At 38.7% G+C, this 19,974-nt stretch carries 17 protein-coding genes; 6 read left to right on the top strand and 11 right to left on the bottom strand.

Translation table 11 applies throughout. The features are described from left to right. Window positions 1–2: 2 nt before the first annotated feature. The 3 genes from I6F47_RS05350 (at window position 3) to adk (ending at window position 3,593) form a co-directional block, all read left to right on the top strand. Window positions 3–728 (top strand): RluA family pseudouridine synthase, encoded by a 726-nt coding sequence (locus I6F47_RS05350; RefSeq protein ID WP_197183477.1) that lies wholly within the window; start codon window positions 3–5, stop codon window positions 726–728. A 118-nt stretch (window positions 729–846) separates the two neighbouring features. Next, complete coding sequence (gene htpG / locus I6F47_RS05345; RefSeq protein WP_024592695.1) at window positions 847–2,760, top strand: molecular chaperone HtpG; 1,914 nt, start codon at window positions 847–849, stop codon at window positions 2,758–2,760. A 188-nt stretch (window positions 2,761–2,948) separates the two neighbouring features. After that, window positions 2,949–3,593: an adenylate kinase gene (gene adk, locus I6F47_RS05340; RefSeq protein WP_010553395.1), complete on the top strand. Its 645-nt coding sequence runs from the start codon at window positions 2,949–2,951 to the stop codon at window positions 3,591–3,593. 88 nt (window positions 3,594–3,681) lie between these two features. Here the strand turns inward: adk and tpx are convergent, their stop codons facing one another. Further along, window positions 3,682–4,263 carry a thiol peroxidase gene (gene tpx, locus I6F47_RS05335; protein WP_101216785.1) on the bottom strand — a complete coding sequence of 194 codons (582 nt, stop codon included), beginning with the start codon at window positions 4,261–4,263 and terminating at the stop codon, window positions 3,682–3,684. Between the two features lie 233 nt (window positions 4,264–4,496). On the opposite strand from tpx, the gene I6F47_RS05330 reads away from it, so the two are divergent. Further along, the gene (locus I6F47_RS05330) at window positions 4,497–5,501 is read left to right on the top strand and encodes a response regulator (protein ID WP_007584074.1); all 1,005 of its coding nucleotides are present in this window, start codon (window positions 4,497–4,499) and stop codon (window positions 5,499–5,501) included. Between the two features lie 3 nt (window positions 5,502–5,504). Further along, window positions 5,505–6,476, top strand: coding sequence for a sensor domain-containing diguanylate cyclase (locus I6F47_RS05325; protein ID WP_024592692.1), 972 nt, complete (start codon window positions 5,505–5,507; stop codon window positions 6,474–6,476). Between the two features lie 98 nt (window positions 6,477–6,574). On the opposite strand, the gene I6F47_RS05320 is transcribed toward I6F47_RS05325, so the two are convergent. The 5 genes from I6F47_RS05320 to I6F47_RS05300 all read right to left on the bottom strand — a co-directional run bounded on the left by I6F47_RS05320 (window position 6,575) and on the right by I6F47_RS05300 (window position 13,282). Next, window positions 6,575–8,089, bottom strand: coding sequence for a SpoVR family protein (locus I6F47_RS05320; RefSeq protein ID WP_182671670.1), 1,515 nt, complete (start codon window positions 8,087–8,089; stop codon window positions 6,575–6,577). Between the two features lie 19 nt (window positions 8,090–8,108). After that, the gene (locus tag I6F47_RS05315; RefSeq protein WP_165722491.1) at window positions 8,109–9,392 is read right to left on the bottom strand and encodes a YeaH/YhbH family protein; all 1,284 of its coding nucleotides are present in this window, start codon (window positions 9,390–9,392) and stop codon (window positions 8,109–8,111) included. Window positions 9,393–9,423: 31 nt separating this feature from the next. Further along, a complete protein-coding gene (locus I6F47_RS05310; RefSeq protein WP_010553401.1) occupies window positions 9,424–11,346 on the bottom strand; it encodes a PrkA family serine protein kinase in 1,923 nt (640 codons plus the stop codon). A 231-nt stretch (window positions 11,347–11,577) separates the two neighbouring features. Then, window positions 11,578–12,387, bottom strand: coding sequence for a hypothetical protein (locus I6F47_RS05305; protein WP_197183476.1), 810 nt, complete (start codon window positions 12,385–12,387; stop codon window positions 11,578–11,580). A 313-nt stretch (window positions 12,388–12,700) separates the two neighbouring features. Further along, window positions 12,701–13,282: a superoxide dismutase gene (locus tag I6F47_RS05300; protein ID WP_002960323.1), complete on the bottom strand. Its 582-nt coding sequence runs from the start codon at window positions 13,280–13,282 to the stop codon at window positions 12,701–12,703. A 266-nt stretch (window positions 13,283–13,548) separates the two neighbouring features. Here I6F47_RS05300 and I6F47_RS05295 point away from each other — a divergent pair, with 266 nt between their 5' ends. Continuing rightward, window positions 13,549–13,887 carry a Grx4 family monothiol glutaredoxin gene (locus I6F47_RS05295; RefSeq protein WP_004335359.1) on the top strand — a complete coding sequence of 113 codons (339 nt, stop codon included), beginning with the start codon at window positions 13,549–13,551 and terminating at the stop codon, window positions 13,885–13,887. A gap of 89 nt (window positions 13,888–13,976) precedes the next feature. Here the strand turns inward: I6F47_RS05295 and I6F47_RS05290 are convergent, their stop codons facing one another. The 5 genes from I6F47_RS05290 to I6F47_RS05270 form a co-directional block, all read right to left on the bottom strand. After that, window positions 13,977–15,290 (bottom strand): sensor histidine kinase, encoded by a 1,314-nt coding sequence (locus tag I6F47_RS05290; protein WP_197183475.1) that lies wholly within the window; start codon window positions 15,288–15,290, stop codon window positions 13,977–13,979. Further along, window positions 15,290–16,621, bottom strand: a complete 1,332-nt coding sequence (locus I6F47_RS05285) for a sigma-54-dependent transcriptional regulator (protein WP_197183474.1) — start codon at window positions 16,619–16,621, stop codon at window positions 15,290–15,292. Before I6F47_RS05285 ends, I6F47_RS05290 begins: the two co-directional genes overlap by 1 nt. 71 nt (window positions 16,622–16,692) lie before the next feature. Next, complete coding sequence (locus I6F47_RS05280; RefSeq protein ID WP_182673517.1) at window positions 16,693–17,901, bottom strand: ABC transporter permease; 1,209 nt, start codon at window positions 17,899–17,901, stop codon at window positions 16,693–16,695. Between the two features lie 11 nt (window positions 17,902–17,912). Then, window positions 17,913–19,226 carry an ABC transporter permease gene (locus I6F47_RS05275; RefSeq protein WP_197111478.1) on the bottom strand — a complete coding sequence of 438 codons (1,314 nt, stop codon included), beginning with the start codon at window positions 19,224–19,226 and terminating at the stop codon, window positions 17,913–17,915. Between the two features lie 3 nt (window positions 19,227–19,229). Then, window positions 19,230–19,940, bottom strand: a complete 711-nt coding sequence (locus tag I6F47_RS05270; protein ID WP_004335374.1) for an ABC transporter ATP-binding protein — start codon at window positions 19,938–19,940, stop codon at window positions 19,230–19,232. Between the last annotated feature and the right edge of the window lie 34 nt (window positions 19,941–19,974).

Raw genomic sequence — 19,974 nt, 5'->3', positions numbered from 1 at the left:
TAATGGCTAACTCAATATTGGATACACCAGTAGAGTCACAAATGATTGTTGATGACTTTGTAGCGCCTAAGTGCGACGGGTTTATTGAAATATTATATCAAGATGATGATATTTTACTGATCAATAAACCCAGTGGGTTATTAAGTTTGTCTGGTAAGAATCCGCTTAACTGGGACTCAGTACATTACCGTTTAGTACATGGTCAAAAAGAGTTAACAGCCGCATTTGCTGAGGCAAAGTTACCGCATCGGTTAGATTTGGGTACATCGGGCATTATGATTGTTGGATTAAACGCCAAAGCATCAAAGCATCTTAATAAACAGTTTCAGGCGCGTACTATCCAAAAGCGTTATGTAGCCATGTTAGAGGGTAGCTTAGCTGTTGATGAGGGGGAAATTACTGCACCAATAGCAAAAGATAAACTGCTTTTTCCGCGAGTTAAAATTTGCCAAACGACGGGCAAAGTAGCGGTGAGTGAATATAGTGTGCTTGAGCGGCTTAAACAACCGTGCAGAACCTTAGTGCAATTTACGCCCGTTACCGGACGTCCCCATCAATTACGAATACACAGCCAGTTTATAGGGCACCCAATTTTAGGCTGTGATTTATATAAAAGTGCGCAAAGTGAGTACATGGCGGGACGCTTACAATTACATGCCAGCGATTTATATTTTGAACATCCAACAACAGGTGAAAAGATTCATATTAATTGTCCGCACCCATTTTAGATAAACGAGATATTCTATTTTTTCGTTTCACCTTTTTTTGATTTTTCCCTTGAAGTTCTAACACCTCACCCCATATTAAGTGCATAACGCAGACACTTTGCAAATTGGAGATATATAAATGACTGCAGCACAAAAAGAAACATTAGGCTTTCAAACAGAAGTAAAACAATTATTAAACTTAATGATTCATTCTCTTTATTCTAATAAAGAAATATTTTTACGCGAACTTGTGTCAAACGCATCAGATGCGGCAGACAAGTTACGCTTTTTAGCGCTATCTCAAGGCGACCTTTACCAAGGTGATGCCGATTTACGTGTTCGTATTAGCGCAGATAAAGAAGCAAATACAATTACCATTTCTGATAATGGTATTGGTATGACACGTGATGAAGTAATAAGCTCATTGGGTACTATTGCAAAGTCGGGTACTGCTGAGTTTTTCAAAAACTTAACGGGTGATCAAAGTAAAGATTCACAATTAATTGGTCAATTTGGTGTTGGTTTTTACTCAGCATTTATTGTTGCTGATTTAGTAACTGTTCGTACACGTAAAGCGGGTGAAACAACCGCTTACGAGTGGGAATCTCAAGGTGAAGGCGAATACACGCTTCAAGAAATTGAAAAAGAAGGCCGTGGGACCGACATTATTTTACATCTTCGTGATGAAGAAAAAGAATTTGCTGACGATTACCGCTTACGTGGCATTGTTACAAAATACTCAGACCATATTTCAACACCTGTACAAATGTTTAAAGCAGAAGTACCAGAGTCTGAAGGCGAAGACGGCGAAAAAATTCCAGCAGTACCAGGTGAGTGGGAAAGCATTAACCGTGCAACTGCATTGTGGACGCGTGATAAGTCAGAGCTTTCTGATGAAGAATACAAAGAGTTTTACAAGCACGTAAGCCACGACTGGGAAGATCCACTTAGCTGGGCACATAATAAGGTTGAAGGTAAAACTGAATACACGAGCCTTTTATACATCCCTAAAAAAGCACCTTTCGATTTATGGAACCGTGAACGTCAAAGTGGCTTAAAACTTTACGTACAACGTGTATTTGTAATGGATGATGCTGAGCAGTTCATGCCAAGCTACCTTCGCTTTGTAAAAGGGTTACTAGATTCAAACGATTTACCTCTAAACGTATCTCGTGAAATTCTACAAGACAACAAAGTAACGCAAGCTATTCGTAAAGGGTGTACATCGCGCATTATTAAAATGCTTGAGCGTATGGCTAAAAACAAAGCTGACGATTACCAAGTATTTTGGAATGAGTTTGGCCAAGTAATGAAAGAAGGCCCAGCTGAAGATGCGGCAAATAAAGAAGCCGTATGTAAGCTACTACGTTTTTCGTCTACTCATACCGATTCAGAAACGCAAGATGTGTCGCTTGAGCAATATGTTGAACGTATGAACGAAGACCAAGACAAAATTTACTATGTAGTAGCTGATACATTTACTTCTGCGAAAAATTCTCCTCATTTAGAGATTTTCCGCAAAAAAGGGATTGAAGTATTGTTACTAAGTGACCGTGTTGACGAGTGGATGATGAGCCACTTAACTGAATTTGCTGATAAGCAACTACAGTCAATCACACGTGGTGATTTAGATTTAGGTAAGCTGGACGACGAAGAAACTAAAAAAGCACAAGAAGAGTCTGAAAAAGAAATGGCAGGCCTTGTTGAGCGTATTAAAACAGCACTAGGTGATGACGTTAAAGAAGTGCGCTTTACGCACCGCTTAACAGATTCTCCAGCATGTGTTGTAAGCGACGACAACGACATGAGCTCACAAATGCAAAAGCTAATGGAATCTGTTGGTCAAGCAGCCCCTGAAGCAAAGCCTGTGTTTGAGCTAAACCCAGAGCATCAACTTGTTAAGCATTTGAATGACGAACAAGATGAAGATAAATTTTCACAGTGGTCACATGTTTTATTAGACCAAGCATTACTTGCAGAGCGCGGTACACTTAAAGATCCAACAGGATTTGTTACTCGCCTAAACAAACTAATGCTTGAACTAAGCAAGTAGTCAGTTAACTATTTAGTTAATAAAAGTATAAATTATATACTTTAAATAAAAGGGAACGTATGTTCCCTTTTTTAATGCGCTGTAAATACATCAACAACTCATCAATTAGTATAAGTTGCTTGAGTATCGGCGGCGCTTGTGGAAGAATTCAGGCTTTAAAATAAATATCCATACTAGGGGACAATAATATGCGCATTATTCTTTTGGGCGCGCCGGGTGCAGGCAAAGGTACTCAAGCTCAGTTTTTAATGGACAAATACGGTATTCCACAAATTTCTACTGGCGACATGTTACGTGCAGCAATTAAAGAGGGCACGCCATTAGGCTTAGAAGCAAAAAAAGTAATGGATGCTGGTCAACTAATTTCTGACGATATTATTATTGGTTTAGTAAAAGAGCGTATTACTAAAGCTGATTGTGAGAAAGGTTTTTTACTTGATGGCTTCCCACGCACAATTCCTCAAGCTGATGCGATGAAAGAAAATGGCGTAGTGGTTGATCACGTTATTGAATTTGACGTGGCTGACGAAGTGATTGTTGAACGTATGGGCGGACGTCGCGTTCATCCTGGTTCTGGTCGTGTTTACCATATTGTATATAATCCACCAAAAGTGGAAGGTAAAGACAACGAAACTGGGGAAGACTTAATTGTTCGCGCTGATGATACTGAAGAAACAGTACGTAAACGTTTAGGTATTTATCACGAGCAAACTATGCCATTAGTTGATTACTACCAAGCAGAAGCTGCTGCTGGTAATACTCAATACCACAAACTAGATGGTACACAAGCTGTTGAAGCTGTAAGTTCACAACTTGGTGAGCTTTTAGGTTAATTATAAAAGCACATTAAAAAACCGCCAATTGGCGGTTTTTTGTTTTAAGGCTGTTTAGCATTGCTTAATCAGAGCTATTTAATCGGCTTTACAACGTTTCAAGTTTCTCAATTACGCTGTTGTATTCTGGTTCAGTTGAAAGGCTACTAACTAATTGTTTATAAATGACGTTATGGCTTTCATCTAAAATAAATACAGTTCGCGTTAATAAGCCCATATCTTTAATAATCAATCCGTATTTTTGGCCAAAATCGCGCCAAACAGAATCTGATAACGTAGTGATTTTATCGATATTTTCAGCTTTGCAAAAACGCTTTTGAGCAAATGGTAAATCAGCACTAATTGTTAGCATTACAACACTTGGAAATTGCGAGGCTACTTTTTCATTAAAATGCTTAGTTTGCAGGCTACAAATACCTGTATCAAGACTTGGCACTACACTTATCAATACAGCTTGGCCTTTGTAATCCTCAAGTGTCACAGGGATGAAGTTGTCATCAACTACTTTGAAATTTGGCGCGCTATCTCCAACAGAGATCCCTTTGCCTAATAAAGTGACTGGTTTGCCTTGTGCAGATACTTTTCCTATGTCTAGCGTGTTTTCTGGGTAATCGGCTGCAATAGCCACAGAGCAAAATGCGCTCAAAGCAAAGGTAAGTGAACGTAACATAAGGTATTTCCTTTTAAATTAACGCAATGGGCGTCAGTGTATTATACTGCGCTATAGTAACCAAGAGATTATACCGCCCTGATGAAGTTGGGATTAGTTCTGCAATATAAAAATTGTAACTGTGCTAAACTTTGATTAACATGAAGTTACAAAATATATCTTCAATAATAAAAATAAAAACCATCATAAAATGATTTTAATGCTCATTACTGGTTTAGAAACAGAGAGATAATATGTCAACATCGGTACTAATATGTGATGACTCAAAATTAGCTAGGCGTCAGCTAGCTCGTTCATTACCTGAAGATTGGGATATTAAAGTTGAATTTGCACTCGACGGCGTTGATTGCATAAAGCAAATAAAGTTAATTGAACCAGAAATACTTTTTCTCGATTTAAACATGCCTGAAATGGATGGGTATGAAGTATTAATCGCTATGAAAGAACAGGGGCTAAACATACTCACTGTTGTTGTCTCTGGTGATATACAGCCAAGTGCACATCAAAGAGTGCTTGAACTGGGTGCTATCGATTTCATTCAAAAACCATGTTCCCCCGAAAAACTAGCCAGCATAATTGAACACCATGGGATTAAAGATAAAGCCATGCGTGAGCGTCTCTCTCATTCGCTTGGAGAGCAAGTCGACCCTGATGTTCGGGATATATACCAAGAACTCACTAACGTTGCTATGGGACAGGCTGGGGATTTACTTGCACGTCTTCTTAATGTGTTTGTAGAGCTACCAATTCCTAATGTGAATATTTTGGAAGTTAATGAACTCGATATGGCGCTGCAGTCTATAGATAATAATGCAGCTACATCGGGTGTGTGCCAGGGCTTTATTGGCGGTGGCATTTCGGGCGAGGCACTATTACTTTTAAATGATTCAAGCTTTAAAGAAATAGCTTCTTTGATGAATTATGACGGCGAGTTAAACGATAAAATTGAACTTGAGCTGCTTATGGATATTAGTAATATTTTGATAGGCGCTATTTTAACGGGTCTTTCAAAACAGCTCGATATGTCATTTAGCCAAGGGCACCCAATAGTACTTGGCCAACACAGAGATGTATCTGAGCTGGTTAAATCAAACAAGTCACGTTGGCAACGCACCCTTGCTATAGAGATTAGTTACGGTATTGAAAACCATGATATAAATTGCGACCTCATGCTGTTATTTACTGAAGATTCACTTAAAACTTTGAAGTATAAAGTTGCTTACCTATTAGAAGATTAAGTTATGGCTGCAGATTTAGAAATGAATGAGATCCATTGGCTTATGGATATGTTTAATACCGTTGATGTAGGCCTTGTAGTACTTGATAGAGATTATAAGGTGTGTGTATGGAATGGTTTTATGGAAAACCATTCAGGGCTTCTACCAAGCGCAGTAAAAGATAAAGACCTATTTGATTTATTTCCAGCAATAGACGAAAAATGGTTTAGAAGTAAATCAGAATCGGTTTTTGTTTTAAAAAACCGCTCTTTTACGATTTGGGAGCAGCAGCCATACATTTTTAGGTTTAAAAATTATAGACCTATTACTGGTAAAGCTGATTACATGTATCAAAATGCGACATTTATCCCTCTTACAAATACGATGGGCGAAGTTAGCCATATTTGTATTATTTTGTATGATGTAACAGATGTCGCGGTAAATAAAAAAGAGCTTGAAGAGTTAAACAAAAAATTAGAACAAGTAAGTCAAACAGATAGCTTAACGCAGCTTGCAAACCGTGGACACTGGGAAGGTACGCTACGCCAAGAGTTTTTGAGAGTTAAGCGAAGTGGTGGCTGTAGTACATTATTAATGTTTGATATTGACCACTTTAAAAAAATAAATGATGAATATGGCCATAGCTGTGGTGATGAATCGCTTCGTCATTTATCTAACTTACTACGTACGACGCTGCGCGAAACTGATGTTGCAGGGCGTTATGGCGGTGAAGAGTTTGCAGTAACATTACTTGATACAGATAAAGAAGGCGCTTTTGTATTTGCTGAGCGTTTAAGGGTATTGATTGAAACTAACCCTGTTAAGTATAAACACTTTGAAATAACAATGACGGTAAGTATAGGGCTGGCTGGTAGCAGTAATGATTTTAAAAATCATGAGCGCTGGATAGAGGCTGCAGATAAAGCACTGTACCAATCTAAAAATACAGGGCGAAATAAAGTAATAGCCTACGAAGATATAAAAAATGACGCTTAAGCGTCATTTTTTATATCCAGAATTTAGGGTTAAATAATACCGTGTTTTTATAACCTGCTGAGCAAACCCAATCAGTATGAAAATTTTATTGCTCTTCATTATTGTGTTGTGTGTCGAGAGTCATCTATTGGGCATTGACCAATCATTGAAACCTCACCAGAATTTGACTCTTGCTCTAGTTTTACTTTAAAGCCCCATAATCTGTAAAGATGCTTAAGCACTTCCTCGTGCGAGTTTGCTAAAGGAATGTTGTTATGAGGTACGTAGCGTAGGGTTAGTGAACGGTCACCTCTAATATCAACGTCATATACTTGAATGTTAGGCTCATGATTACTCAAGTTGTACTGTGCTGAGAGCGCTTCTCTTACTGCTTTATAGCCGTTGTCGTTATGTATTGCGCCAATTTCTAAATGGGGATTATTAGTATGGTCAATAATAGTAAATAATTTAAAATCACGAATTAACTTTGGCGATAAAAACTGGCTAATAAAACTCTCATCTTTAAAGTTTTCCATTGCAAAATGCAGTGTATCTAGCCAATTACTGCCTGCATATTCAGGAAACCAGCGTTTATCTTCTTCAGTTGGGTGCTCACATATTCTGCGAATATCAACCATCATATTAAAGCCTAAAGCATATGGGTTAATGCCTGAATAATACTTACTGTTATAAGGTGGCTGATAAACTACGTTGGTGTGGCTTTGTAAAAATTCTAACATAAACGAGTCGGTGAGTTTTCCCTCATCATATAAGTGATTAAGGATGGTGTAATGCCAAAAAGTTGCCCAACCTTCATTCATTACTTGAGTTTGTTTTTGTGGGTAAAAGTATTGCGAAATTTTACGAACAATACGTATCACTTCACGTTGCCAAGAGTCGAGTAATGGGGCATTTTTTTCAATAAAATACAAAATATTTTCTTGGGGTTCAGAAGGGAAATGGCGTACTTTCTTTTTGGTTTCTTGCTGTTGCTCAGGAATAGTCCGCCATAATTCATTTACTTGCGATTGAAGGTAGTCTTCACGCTCTTGTTGACGTTTTTGCTCTTCAAATAACGATATTTGTTGTGGACGTTTGTAGCGATCGACTCCGTAATTCATTAATGCATGACATGAGTCGAGTAGGGCTTCTACTTGTGTAATACCGTGCTTTTCTTCACAGCGACTTATGTAGTTTTTAGCAAATACCAAGTAATCAATAATTGAGCCAGCATCGGTCCAGGTTTTAAATAAATAGTTACCTTTAAAAAATGAGTTATGTCCGTAACATGCATGTGCCATTACAAGCGCTTGCATAGGTAGGGTATTTTCTTCCATTAAGTACGCAATACAAGGGTCTGAATTTATCACTATTTCGTAAGCGAGACCCATTTGTCCGCGCTTATAATTTTGCTCTGTTTGAATGAACTTTTTACCGTAAGACCAATGGCTGTAGCCAATAGGCATGCCAACGCTTGAATAAGCATCCATCATCTGCTCTGCGGTTATCACTTCAATTTGATTAGGGTAGGTGTCTAACCTGTAGTGAGCTGCAACACGGGCAATTTCACCTTGGTACTCATCTAATAAATCAAAGGTCCAATCTGGGCCATCACTCAATCGTTTATCATTCATAATGCTACCTCGCTTTTGGCTATGCAGAGTTTTGCTGTTGACGACCTTTTTTAAATAGCTCCCTAAAAATTGGGTAAATATCTTCAACGCTTTGAATATGCTGTATGGCGAAATTATTATGGCTGTGTGTTATAGATTCATATTCGCGCCATAGGCTTTGATGAGCACGAGTGGTTATTTCAATATAAGCAAAATAGCGTACTGCGCTTAAGAGCTTATTACGCAAAATTTCACCACACTGCGGAGTGTCGTCTGCCCAGTTATCGCCATCAGAGGCTTGTGCGGCGTATACATTCCACTCATTTGCGTGGTAACGCTCTTTTATTATTTCGTTCATTAATTTAAGAGCGCTTGAAACAATAGTGCCGCCAGTTTCTTGGGAATAAAAAAACTCTTGCTCGTCTACTTCTTTTGCTTGTGTGTGGTGGCGAATATAAACAACTTCTATGTCTTTATAGCTGCGCGTTAAAAATTGATAGAGCAAAATATAAAAACGCTTTGCCATGTCTTTTGTTGGCTGATCCATTGAGCCTGACACATCCATAATACAAAACATCACGGCTTTGCTGGTGGGGTGAGGGCGCTTTTCGTAATTACGAAAACGTAAATCGTAGTTATCAATAAACGGGACCGATTTAATTTGTAGTTTTAATGCTGCAATTTCTTTTTGTAATAAAGCAATTGCCGCTTTATCGTTATGTGGACCAGCAAGCAGCAGAGCAAGTTGTTCTTCGAGCTCTTTTAAACGGCGTTTTTTACCTGCACTCATGGCAACACGCCGTGCAAGCGAGCCTTGTAATGAGCGGACAATATCAATATTGCTAGGCATACCATCACTACAAAACCCTGCGCGATGGGTTTTCATTTGCACTAACTTATCAAGCTGGTTCTCTTGTAAGTTAGGAAGTTCTAAATCTTCAAACAGTAAATCAAGGTATTCATCTTTTGATATCGAAAATACAAATTCATCTTGCCCTTCGCCCGAATCGCTGGCGTCACCTTCACCGGCACCGCCGCTTTGTCGGCCTGTAGGGCGCTCAATTTTATCACCTGTAGAAAACTGATCGTTACCAGGGTGAATTTGTTCTCTATTCCCGCCTTGCCCTTGATGAAACGTGGGTTCGCTGATATCGCGCTGTGGAATAGAAATACTCTCACCAGAGCTTGAATCGGTAACGCTGCGCTTGTTAATCGCATCTGAAACCGCTTCTTTAATTTGCTTTTTATAGCGCCTAATAAAGCGCTGGCGATTAAGCGTACTTTTATTTTTTCCGTTTAAACGCCTATCTATAAAATGCGCCATATTGACCTCCTATATACTACGACTATGAAGGTTATTGCGATTTTCTAACCCGTAAATACCACTCAGAAAGCAAGCGAACTTGTTTTTGTGTATAGCCTTTTTCGACCATACGGTTCACAAAGTCTTCGTGCTTTTGCTGATCCTCTGCAGACGTTTTAGTATTAAACGAAATTACGGGGAGCAAATCTTCGGTATTAGAGAACATTTTTTTCTCAATAACCGTGCGTAGTTTTTCGTAGCTTGTCCATAGTGGGTTTTTACCGTTGTTGTGCGCACGGGCACGCAGTACAAAGTTCACTATTTCATTTCGGAAATCTTTAGGGTTAGAAATACCCGCCGGCTTTTCTATTTTTTCAAGTTCGGCATTAAGTGCCTCACGGTCAAATAGTTGTCCTGTATCAGGGTCGCGATATTCTTGGTCTTGTATCCAAAAGTCTGCATAAATAACATAACGGTCAAAAATATTTTGCCCGTATTCTGAATACGATTCTAAATAGGCGGTTTGCAGCTCTTTGCCTATAAACTCAACATACTGTGGAATTAAATAGCCTTTTAGAAAGCTTAAATAACGCTCTTCTATTTCGCTTGAAAATTGTTCGCGCTCTATTTGTTGCTCAAGTACATAGAACAAGTGCACCGGATTTGCGGCAACCTCAGTGGTATCAAAGTTAAACACACGAGATAAAATTTTAAACGCAAAGCGAGTAGAGAGCCCCGTCATGCCTTCATCAACACCTGCGTAATCACGATACTCTTGATACGATTTTGCTTTAGGGTCGGTGTCTTTTAGAGTTTCGCCATCGTATACCCGCATTTTTGAATAGATACTTGAATTTTCTGGCTCTTTTAAACGTGATAGCGTCGTAAATTGCGCCAATGTTTTAAGTGTACCTGGTGCGCATGGCGCGTTGTATAGCTCGCTGTGCTCAAGTAATTTGTCGTAAATTTTAATTTCTTCAGTTACACGTAAGCAGTAAGGTACTTTTACAATATAAACACGGTCTAAAAATGCTTCGTTGTTTTTATTGTTTTTAAAAGTTTGCCACTCAGACTCATTAGAGTGAGCGAGGATCATGCCATTAAAGGGCAGAGCACTAATGCCTTCTGTGCCGTTGTAGTTACCCTCTTGTGTTGCGGTAAGTAAAGGATGCAGCACTTTAATAGGTGCTTTAAACATTTCTACAAATTCCATCAGCCCTTGGTTAGCTAAACATAAAGAGCCAGAGTAGGCGTATGCATCAGGATCGTTTTGGGCAAAGTGCTCAAGCTGGCGAATATCGACCTTACCCACTAGCGCCGAAATATCTTGGTTGTTTTCATCTCCTGGTTCGGTTTTGGCAATGCCTATTTGGTTTAAAATTGAGGGGTAGCGCTTAACCACTCTAAACTGGCTAATATCACCATTGAATTCTTTTAAGCGTTTGCCAGCCCAAGGGGACATAATGGTTTTTAAGTAGCGCGGTTTAATACCGTATTCTTGCTTAAGTACGTCGGCGTCCTCTATTGGGTCAAATAATGCAAGAGGATGGTCGTTTACCGGAGAGCCTTTAATTGAATAAATAGGCACTTGTTGCATTAAATATTTTAGTTTTTCAGCAATGGATGATTTACCCCCACCAACAGGTCCAAGTAAATAAAGCACTTGTTTGCATTCTTCAAGCCCTTGGGCGGCGTGTTTTAAATAAGAGACTATTTGCTCAATGGCGTCTTCCATACCATAAAAATCAGCAAAGGCAGGGTAGCGCGCAACTACTCTATTAGAAAATAACCGGCTTAGTCGTGCATCCGTTGCGGTATCTACCATGTTTGGTTCGCCAATTGCCATGAGTAGGCGTTCTGGTGCGCTGGCGTAGGCAGACTTATCGGTTTTACAAATCTCAAGAAATTCAGCGATACTGTATTCTTCTTCCTGTGCCGCTTCGTATCGTGCTTGGTAATGCTCAAAAATCGTCATAATAACCTCCGAAACCCGCTGTAAAAAGGTGCTTACCTTTTAAAGTCTAGTCACGAATGTGTATTTTTGTGCAATAAAATTAAAAATTTAAGTGAATTAGCTCTTCTTGATTTCCAATTTGCTTAAGTAACTATAGAGTTAGACTACATTCACTTATTCAAATTATAATTTGAATCATAAGCTGCAAAAACCTAGCTAAATAAGGGAGAGGGCTTATGAGATGCTCATTCATTAGAATGGTATTTCTTCTGGAAAATCGGCACAAGGGTTGTTCTCATTAATAAACTTGATTCTAACCGGTTGTATTTGTTTTTCTATTTCTATCATTAACTCACTAACAAACATAGTAAGTTTAATTATGTCATCTTGAGTAATTTCATGTGAAAAACCATCAATAGTTTTACCATTACGATGAACACAATCATGTCGAATAGAAATAGATTTTTCTAGATAGCTGCGCTTATTAGTTAGAATTTTTGATAGTTTGATTTGAAAAACATTTTCATAAATATCTATGACCGCAGCCAAATTATGGTACAAAATCTCATTAAGCCGACCTTTAACTTTATCGTATATAAAGTTTGGATTCATAATGTAGTTTTGCAGGGTATATTTTTCATTTTTTAGCTTATCTGAATTTATAATGAATGATTTAAGCAGTAAGTCAGAGTTAAGAATGCAATGCTTTATAGTGTCAGAAAAGTAAGTTTCTAAATTAACTATAGACTGTGTAAATAGCAACCTATTGATGAAGGCGCTTTTGTTAGTTACCTCAGATATCGCGGTGTTGAGTAACTGCTCCTGATTAAATATAACACTGTTAATATATGATTTATATTCAGCCTCATAATCACTTGTTTTATATGCATTCTGAATGTTGTAATCATAATTTGAAGAGTGATTACTAGACCAAATATGAATGTTATGACTATTTTGACAGTTAGAGCAGTCGATTGTGATTAAATCGTTAGTCGAATCTAATGGGGAAGTATAGTTATAGGTGTTTTCATCACCGCATTTATCACAATAAAAAGCTATCAAAGTTATATTCCTTTATTCAGTATATTCTCATAAGGGTTTATTCAAGTGTAAGCGTACTAAAGTATATTCGTGATTCCTATTCCCCTCAGAGTTATAAATTTATAATTATATATTACCTAGATTCAGATTTTTATTTTTTTATTATCTAGAGGTGGGGTTTATTCAAACTCACAGCAATAAAATTAAAAATTTAAGTGAAAAAAGATCATGTTACTAAAAGCGTTTTATTAAATGATGAGGCGCTTAGGTGTGATAAACAACAAACAAAAAAAGACGCCTAAGCGTCTTTTTTACATTAGCGTTTAAAGGCTAATTAAGCGAAGTTAGCGTTCGCGAATTCCCAGTTAACAAGCGACCAAAAACCTTTAAGGTAATCTGGACGAACGTTACGGTAATCAATGTAGTAAGCGTGTTCCCATAAATCCACTGTAAGGATTGGAGTAACTCCATCATCAGTTAATGGTGTAGCAGCGTTAGATGTATTAACGATGTCTAGTGAACCATCAGCAAGCTTAACTAACCACGTCCAGCTTGAACCAAAGTTATTTACTGCTTTGTCATTTAATGCATCTTTAAACGCATCAAAAGAACCCCATTTAGCGTTGATTGCATCAGCAACTGCGCCAGTAGGCTCGCCGCCGCCGTTTGGAGATAAGCTGTTCCAGTAAAAAGTATGGTTCCAGATTTGTGCTGCGTTGTTAAATACGCCGCCTTCTGATGAACATACGATCTCTTCTAGAGATTTGTTTTCAAACTCAGTACCAGGGATTAAACCATTAAGCTTAACCACGTAAGTGTTGTGGTGTTTGCCATGGTGAAACTCTAGTGTTTCTTTTGAAATATGTGGCTCAAGTGCGTCGATTGCATATGGTAGTGACGGTAGTTCAAATGCCATTTTTTTATCTCCATCTTCTTTGGTTGATAGTCCATTTGGTAATACGTAATGCCTGTTGAAACAGAGCAGTTACCTATACCAAGCGGTAATATAGTGTTACTATAATTGTTGAGTATTTTACTCAAGTTTAAGCAAACAGCAATGCTATTGCGAAAGACTATTTCAATTGCGGCTTTATTTGCCCATATTAAGTTATATATTTGTGGTCACGATGAGTTATTTTCAAGACCTAAATATATTTAGCTATCGTTACTTTGAGGTTGTAGATGGAAACCATTGATAAAATTAAACAGCAAATTTCAGAAAACCCAATAATCCTTTTCATGAAAGGGTCACCAAAATTACCAAATTGTGGTTTTTCTTCACAAGCATCGCAAGCGTTAATGTCATGTGGTGAACCATTTGCATACGTTGATATTTTACTTAATCCAGACATTCGTGCTGAGCTTCCAGCATACGCAAATTGGCCAACATTCCCGCAATTATGGGTAGATGGCGAATTAGTTGGTGGTTGTGACATTATTATCGAAATGTTTCAACGCGGTGAATTACAGCCGTTAATTACAGAAACTGCTGCTAAATATAAAGAAGCTGACGCAGAGTAATTTATTACTCAACCTGCTATCAGGTTATTAAGCCCTTTAAACACAAAGCCACTTTTTAAGTGGCTTTGTTGTTTTTAATTTTTGTGAATTTACGAATAGGGAAGGCTCACTTGTACGTTTAAACCGCCCTCGATTTTGTTATGTAAACTTATATGCCCCTGGTGCGCTTCTGCGATTTCTCTGCATAAGGCCAACCCTAAACCACTCCCCGTACTTTTCGTTGAATAAAAGGGCACTAAAGCATTTGCCATTACTTGCTCGCTCATTCCTTTGCCGCAGTCACTCACATTTATAACACAAGCTTGGGGTACAAACTCGACCTGAATATGTATTTCATTGGAATTGGAACCTGACTCGTGTGAATTTTTTAATAAGTTTATGAGCAGCTGCTCGAGTTGGGCTTGATCAGCTTGTAATTCATTGTGTGAATTTTTTATTTCGTAGCTAAATTGCCAGTGATTTTTTAAATTATTGAGTGTGTTTTGCCAGTTAATCCGTGTTTTTTGTGGCTGAGGTAATTTAGCAAACTTGCCATAGCCTTGTACAAATTCAGTTAAATGACTAATTCGCTCATCAATAGTTGCAAATACACGGGCAAGGCGGGGCTCATCGACTTTATTTGCGAGCAATTGTGCGCTGTGTAACATGGACGACATAGGGCCGAGTGAATTATTTAATTCGTGGCTAATAATGCGTATTACTTTTTTCCACACCGCAACTTCTTGACGACTAAGTTCACGGGTTAACTGTTTAAATATATATAAATGATGCTTTTGATTATTAAGTAAAAACTCCCCAGTGGCTAAATGCCAAGTTTGCGAGTCTTGATTCTCTATTTCTATATTAAAGAGGCCATCAATACCGTGCTCTATAGCTGCTACTAATTGCAGAGGCGAATTTTCGAGTAATTTACTTAGCTGCATACCTTCAAGGCGAGTTGCGCTATTAAATAAACTACGGCTAATTAAATTACTAAATACCACCGTATTATTATCATTGACCAGCAATAACGCTTGCGGCGAGCTTTGCAAAACTTTATCAAGCATTAACTCGCGCTGGTAAATCCATTGTTTTTCTTGGCGAAGCTGTTTTGCGGTTTGATTATAAAGTTGGCATAGTTTTCCAAGTTCATCATTACTTTTATACGCAAGCAAACTCGAGAGCTCACCATCTTTAAAATTAAGTAATCCGGTTTCAAGCGATTGCATGCCAAGCTTTATTGGCTTGGTGAGAGCTCTTGAAAGCAGAGTGCTAAATGTAAGCGTTAGTAATATTAAAAACAGAGTGTAGTAAATATCAAAGCCACTTAGCGCGGCAATAATAACAACAGGCAGCGCGCTACAAAGCCCGCAAATTAATACAACCTTTTGGCTTAGGGTAAAGTTGCTAATAATGTTTGGCATTAATAATCAATACCCATTTTTTGTAATCGACGATAAAGAGCTTGTCGGCTTAAACCAAATTCACGGGCCACTTTGGCTATAACACCTTGATGAGCGCGCATTGCGTGTTCTATTTCCTGTTTGGTAGGCTCTGCTTTTGCTTCTTGTTGAGCAGTAACCGGTGACGATAGTGCAAAGTCATCGACTTTAAGCGCACCTGTAGGTTTTAGTACCGCTACACGCTTACAAGCGTTTTCTAGCTCTCGAACGTTACCCGGCCATTTGTAGTGTTGAAGTGCTTGCTCTGTGTTTATAGTCAGCTCTCGGTGAGGTAAAAAATGGCTAATAAGTGCTAAAACATCATCTTGCCTTTCGCTAAGGGCAGGCACATTGAGCTCAATTACATTAAGACGATAATATAAGTCTTCCCTAAATCGACCTTGTTGAATTGCTTGTAGTAAGTTTTCGTTAGTAGCCGATATAACCCGCACATTTACCTTTCGTGTTTGTGTTGAGCCTAAACGTTCAAACTCGCCGGTTTGTAGTACGCGTAGTAATTTTATTTGTCCTGAAAGTGGTAAATTACCAATTTCATCTAAAAATAACGTACCGCCATCAGCTGCTTCAAATCGACCAATACGTTGTTTGGTTATCCCCGTATATGCTCCGGCTTCAGCGCCAAAAAGTTCGGCCTCTATAAGTTCTTGCGGTAGTGCACCTGCGTTTACCTTAATAAAAGGCTGCGATACAAGCGGGGAGTTTTTTTGAATAATATGCGCAATACACTCTTTGCCACTCCCATTAGGGCCTGTAATTAATGCAGATATATCAGATTTAGCCACTTGAAGCGCCATAGTAACCAGTCGTTCCATCGCAGTACTTTTAAATATTAGCCCAGCAAGGTCTGCGCTTTTAAATGTACCTTCACGTTCTTGTTGATGGCGATTATGTGTCGCCACTATTTTTTTAGCACTGCCTAGCTCTATTAAGTTACCGATACAAACTAGTAGTTTTGCATCATCCCAGGGTTTTGGTAAGTAATCAGCAGCACCGGCTTTTACAAGCTCAATGGCGGTGGCAAGTTCGGTCCAGGCTGTAATAAGTATAATAGGTAGGTGTGGGTTTATTTCTCGTAGTTCATAAAACAACGCTTTACCTTCTTCGCCAGAGGTGGTGTCGCTGGTAAAGTTCATGTCTTGAATTACAAGCTCAATTCGCTGATAGCGAACTATTTGCAAAGCATCAAATGGATTTGTTGCAGTGACTACCGAAAAATCGTGGATCTCGAGCAACAATGAAAGTGCGTCGAGTACTGCTTGGTTATCATCAACAATGAGTATTTTATGAGTCATAAGTTATTTTTATAATTTTTTAATGGCTACACTGCCTTACTAAGCAGTGTAGCATAGTGATTTACATATTATTAAATAGTGCGAGTTGCGATACTGGGCGAAATATTGGCAGCGCGTTTAGCCGGCGCTAATACTGCAAGTAAACTCATTAAAAATACGGCAATGGCGGTAACGGCTATATAACTTGGCGGTAGTGCGGCTACAGAAAAATACTGCATTAACATTTTCCCAAGTAGTATTGCTGTTACTACACCTAAGGCTAAACCTAGGCTACAAATTAATGCATTTTCTACTAAAAAGTAGCTAACAATAGCTGACTTTCTTGCGCCAAGTGCTCTGCGTGTACCAATTTGCTTAGTACGTTTGCTAATATTAAATAAGGTTAAGCCAAAAATACCGAGAGCGGTTATAAGCACTAAAATAGTGATTAATACTATGAGCATGCGCATCATAAGGCGATCTTGAGCGGTATACTCATTTTTTAATTCATCAAGCCCTTTAATGTTGTTAATAACGCGTTTGCTGTAATTTTCGAGCATAGCATTTTCTATTTCTTTCATTACAGCTGCTCGCTGACCAGGCTTAGTACGAACGGCAACTTGTGCATAACTTGCTGCTTTAATATAAGGAATAAACGCAAGATTATCGGGTTTACTGTCTTTGAGCCACGGGCCTTTCATTTTTCCGATCACGCCAATAACTTTAAGTGGTAGGTCACCAAAATAAACTATTTTCCCTAAACCATCTCCATCAGGGTAGAGCTCATCAAGTAAGGCTTTAGTGACTATAGTGACGTTGGTACGCTTTTGTGTAATTTCGTTTGTAACGAGCACTTCATCTTCGGTAAAGTTTCGCCCTGCAATTAAGTTAACGCCGTAGGTATTAATTGCGTGGTCATCTATAAAAATATAAGCGGTCCTGACACTTAGGCCTTCTTGTGGAGCAGGTTTTAAATTAAAGCTCGAAGCGCTGCCACCCCCTGATAGCGGAATACTACTGCTTAATGCGGCATCAACTACGCCTGGCATTTTTCTAAGCATGCTTTCATCAAGCTCAAACTGCTGGCTTAAGTTAATATCAGTACCAAAGGTCATTACATTAAACTTAAATATATCTTGCTCAGGGTAGCCCGTTTCTTGGTTTAAATAACTAATTCTATCTTGAATGATAAATGCAGCATTACTGACTATAGCTGTGGTAATTGCAATTTGAATTAGCAGTAATACAGCCCCCACCTTTGAGCGGCATAAGGCGTTAAATATAGGTTTTATTTCTAACATTGTGACATTCCTTATTGGCTCTTAAGATAAATAGCAGGATTGGTTTTACATACTAACCAAGCTGGGTACAAACCAGCTAAAATGCAGGTTGTAATTGCAATCAATGGGGCGCTCAATAGCATGGTTAAATCCATTGTCGCTAAGTTTTCATAGTAGTCGTAGCTTTGCCCTACGCCCATTAAGCCAAGTTGTGCTAGTACAATTCCTAGCATGCCACCTATAAAGCCAAGCATGGCGACCTCAACTAAGTGCTGTAAAAATATTTGCCTTTTACTAGCACCTAATGCGCGTCTTACACCTACTTCTGGCGCTCTGCGTAAAAACTTAGCTAAAAGTAAACCTAAAATATTGGCTAAGCAGACACCTAAAAACATAAAGCTCAGGCCCACTAAAATTTTATTGTCTTCGGTGACGACGTTGTTGTATTGCATCCATTGGTTTACATCGCGAAGTTTATACTCAAGTTCTTTACGATTAAATCGACCACGTTTTTGTTGTTCTTGCATATAGGCTAATAAGTAATTTTGATAGGCTTGTTTTTGTTCAAGCGTATTTAGCTCTGCCCAAAACTGGATCCATACTTGTTCAGATTGCAGTTTATCTGCAAAGGTTGGTGTGTTTTCGTGTTTCCATCCATTGCTATTGCCCCAACTTACTAGCTCTTTTGTCTTTATTAAGCTAAAGGGCATAAATAACTCTTCTACTTGATTAAATGCACCGTTATTTAAATCATAATATTTAATATTGAGAGGCCAATGGTTAATAACACCAACTACTTGATAGCTTGCATCATCTAAGTAAATCAGTTCTCCGACAGAGTTTTTTCCTGCAAATAGTTTATCGTTTATCTCTTGGGTAATAACAACCACAGGTGCGGCTGAGTTTTCTTGCTCTTTGCTCCAAGCCCCTCCGTATAAAAATGACAAATTAAACATGCTAAAAAAGTCAGGCGTTGTCATGCGAGCATTACCTATAAAAGGTTTTATTTTGTCGGAGTCTAAATAAACTGAAAAGCCGGTACGCATCATAGCCACTTTTTTCTCTGACGTGGGTGCGTTTAATAAGTTCTCAGCATCTTGATAGGTCAGTTGCAGTGGCATGTTATCTTCTGTCCACCACGTACTACCATCGTCCATTGTTTGTAATTGCACACTGTAAAGTTGGCTGCTTTTTTCTGGGATAGGATCGGCCGACATCATGTGATAAACACTAAGGCTGGTCATTGTTATGCCTATACCTATCGCAATGGCAAGTACCATTAAAAAGCTAACCAGTGGGGTGCGCTTGAAGCTGCGCCAACTTAAATCTAAATAATGAATAAACATTAGTTAAACCCCCGATGCTGTTTTTATAGTTTGCGCGCCTTGATAAAGTGTAAAGTCGGCAAGTTGCCCATCAACTACTTGAATATTACGCGGAGCACGGCGGGCTAATTCGCTATCATGCGTTACCATTACAATAGTGGCACCGTCGCGATTTATTTGCTCAAGTAACTCCATAACTTGGCGAGCCATTAAGCTGTCAAGGTTACCTGTTGGCTCATCGGCAAGTAAAAAACGAGGTTCACCGGCAAGCGCACGGGCTATTGCCACACGTTGTTGCTGGCCACCAGAGAGTTGTTGAGGTAAGTGTTTAGCGCGAGATGCTAAACCAACTTGTTCAAGGCATTGTTCAATTCGACGTTTTCGCTCATTTGCTTTAATCCCTCTGTAGCGAAGAGGAACTTCTATGTTTTCATATAAATTTAAATCGGGGATCAAATTAAAGCCTTGGAATATAAAGCCAATTTTTTGATTACGTAAATCAGCACGTTGGTTATCGTTTAGGCTGCCAACATTAACGCCATCTAACAGGTACTCACCTTCGTTAAAAGGCTCGAGCATACCTGCAATATTTAAAAAGGTTGTTTTTCCTGAGCCGCTAGGACCGGTAACAGCAATAAATTCGCCTTCGTTTACTTGCAGGTTAAAGTCTCGAAGCGCATGGGTCTGTACCATTTCTGTTTGGTATACTTTACTTACATTGTTCATTTGTAACATGGTTGTTCCTAATTATTTTTAGCGTTGGTTGAGA

This window comes from Pseudoalteromonas sp. NZS37, assembly GCF_015864265.1.
In the GTDB taxonomy this organism is placed as follows: Bacteria; Pseudomonadota; Gammaproteobacteria; order Enterobacterales; family Alteromonadaceae; genus Pseudoalteromonas; species Pseudoalteromonas arctica.
The sequence above is the reverse complement of the archived record's forward strand: the minus strand, read 5'-3'. Positions and strand labels throughout refer to the sequence as shown.

Coding starts and splice junctions, on each gene's coding strand:
- I6F47_RS05330 (WP_007584074.1), top strand. CDS start 4,497: ATGTCAACATCGGTACTAATATGTGATGACTCAAAATTAGCTAGGCGT.
- adk (WP_010553395.1), top strand. CDS start 2,949: ATGCGCATTATTCTTTTGGGCGCGCCGGGTGCAGGCAAAGGTACTCAA.
- I6F47_RS05290 (WP_197183475.1), bottom strand. CDS start 15,290: ATGCCAAACATTATTAGCAACTTTACCCTAAGCCAAAAGGTTGTATTA.
- tpx (WP_101216785.1), bottom strand. CDS start 4,263: ATGTTACGTTCACTTACCTTTGCTTTGAGCGCATTTTGCTCTGTGGCT.
- I6F47_RS05310 (WP_010553401.1), bottom strand. CDS start 11,346: ATGACGATTTTTGAGCATTACCAAGCACGATACGAAGCGGCACAGGAA.
- I6F47_RS05300 (WP_002960323.1), bottom strand. CDS start 13,282: ATGGCATTTGAACTACCGTCACTACCATATGCAATCGACGCACTTGAG.
- htpG (WP_024592695.1), top strand. CDS start 847: ATGACTGCAGCACAAAAAGAAACATTAGGCTTTCAAACAGAAGTAAAA.
- I6F47_RS05270 (WP_004335374.1), bottom strand. CDS start 19,940: ATGTTACAAATGAACAATGTAAGTAAAGTATACCAAACAGAAATGGTA.
- I6F47_RS05280 (WP_182673517.1), bottom strand. CDS start 17,901: ATGTTAGAAATAAAACCTATATTTAACGCCTTATGCCGCTCAAAGGTG.
- I6F47_RS05285 (WP_197183474.1), bottom strand. CDS start 16,621: ATGACTCATAAAATACTCATTGTTGATGATAACCAAGCAGTACTCGAC.
- I6F47_RS05295 (WP_004335359.1), top strand. CDS start 13,549: ATGGAAACCATTGATAAAATTAAACAGCAAATTTCAGAAAACCCAATA.
- I6F47_RS05320 (WP_182671670.1), bottom strand. CDS start 8,089: ATGAATGATAAACGATTGAGTGATGGCCCAGATTGGACCTTTGATTTA.
- I6F47_RS05315 (WP_165722491.1), bottom strand. CDS start 9,392: ATGGCGCATTTTATAGATAGGCGTTTAAACGGAAAAAATAAAAGTACG.
- I6F47_RS05325 (WP_024592692.1), top strand. CDS start 5,505: ATGGCTGCAGATTTAGAAATGAATGAGATCCATTGGCTTATGGATATG.
- I6F47_RS05350 (WP_197183477.1), top strand. CDS start 3: ATGGCTAACTCAATATTGGATACACCAGTAGAGTCACAAATGATTGTT.
- I6F47_RS05275 (WP_197111478.1), bottom strand. CDS start 19,226: ATGTTTATTCATTATTTAGATTTAAGTTGGCGCAGCTTCAAGCGCACC.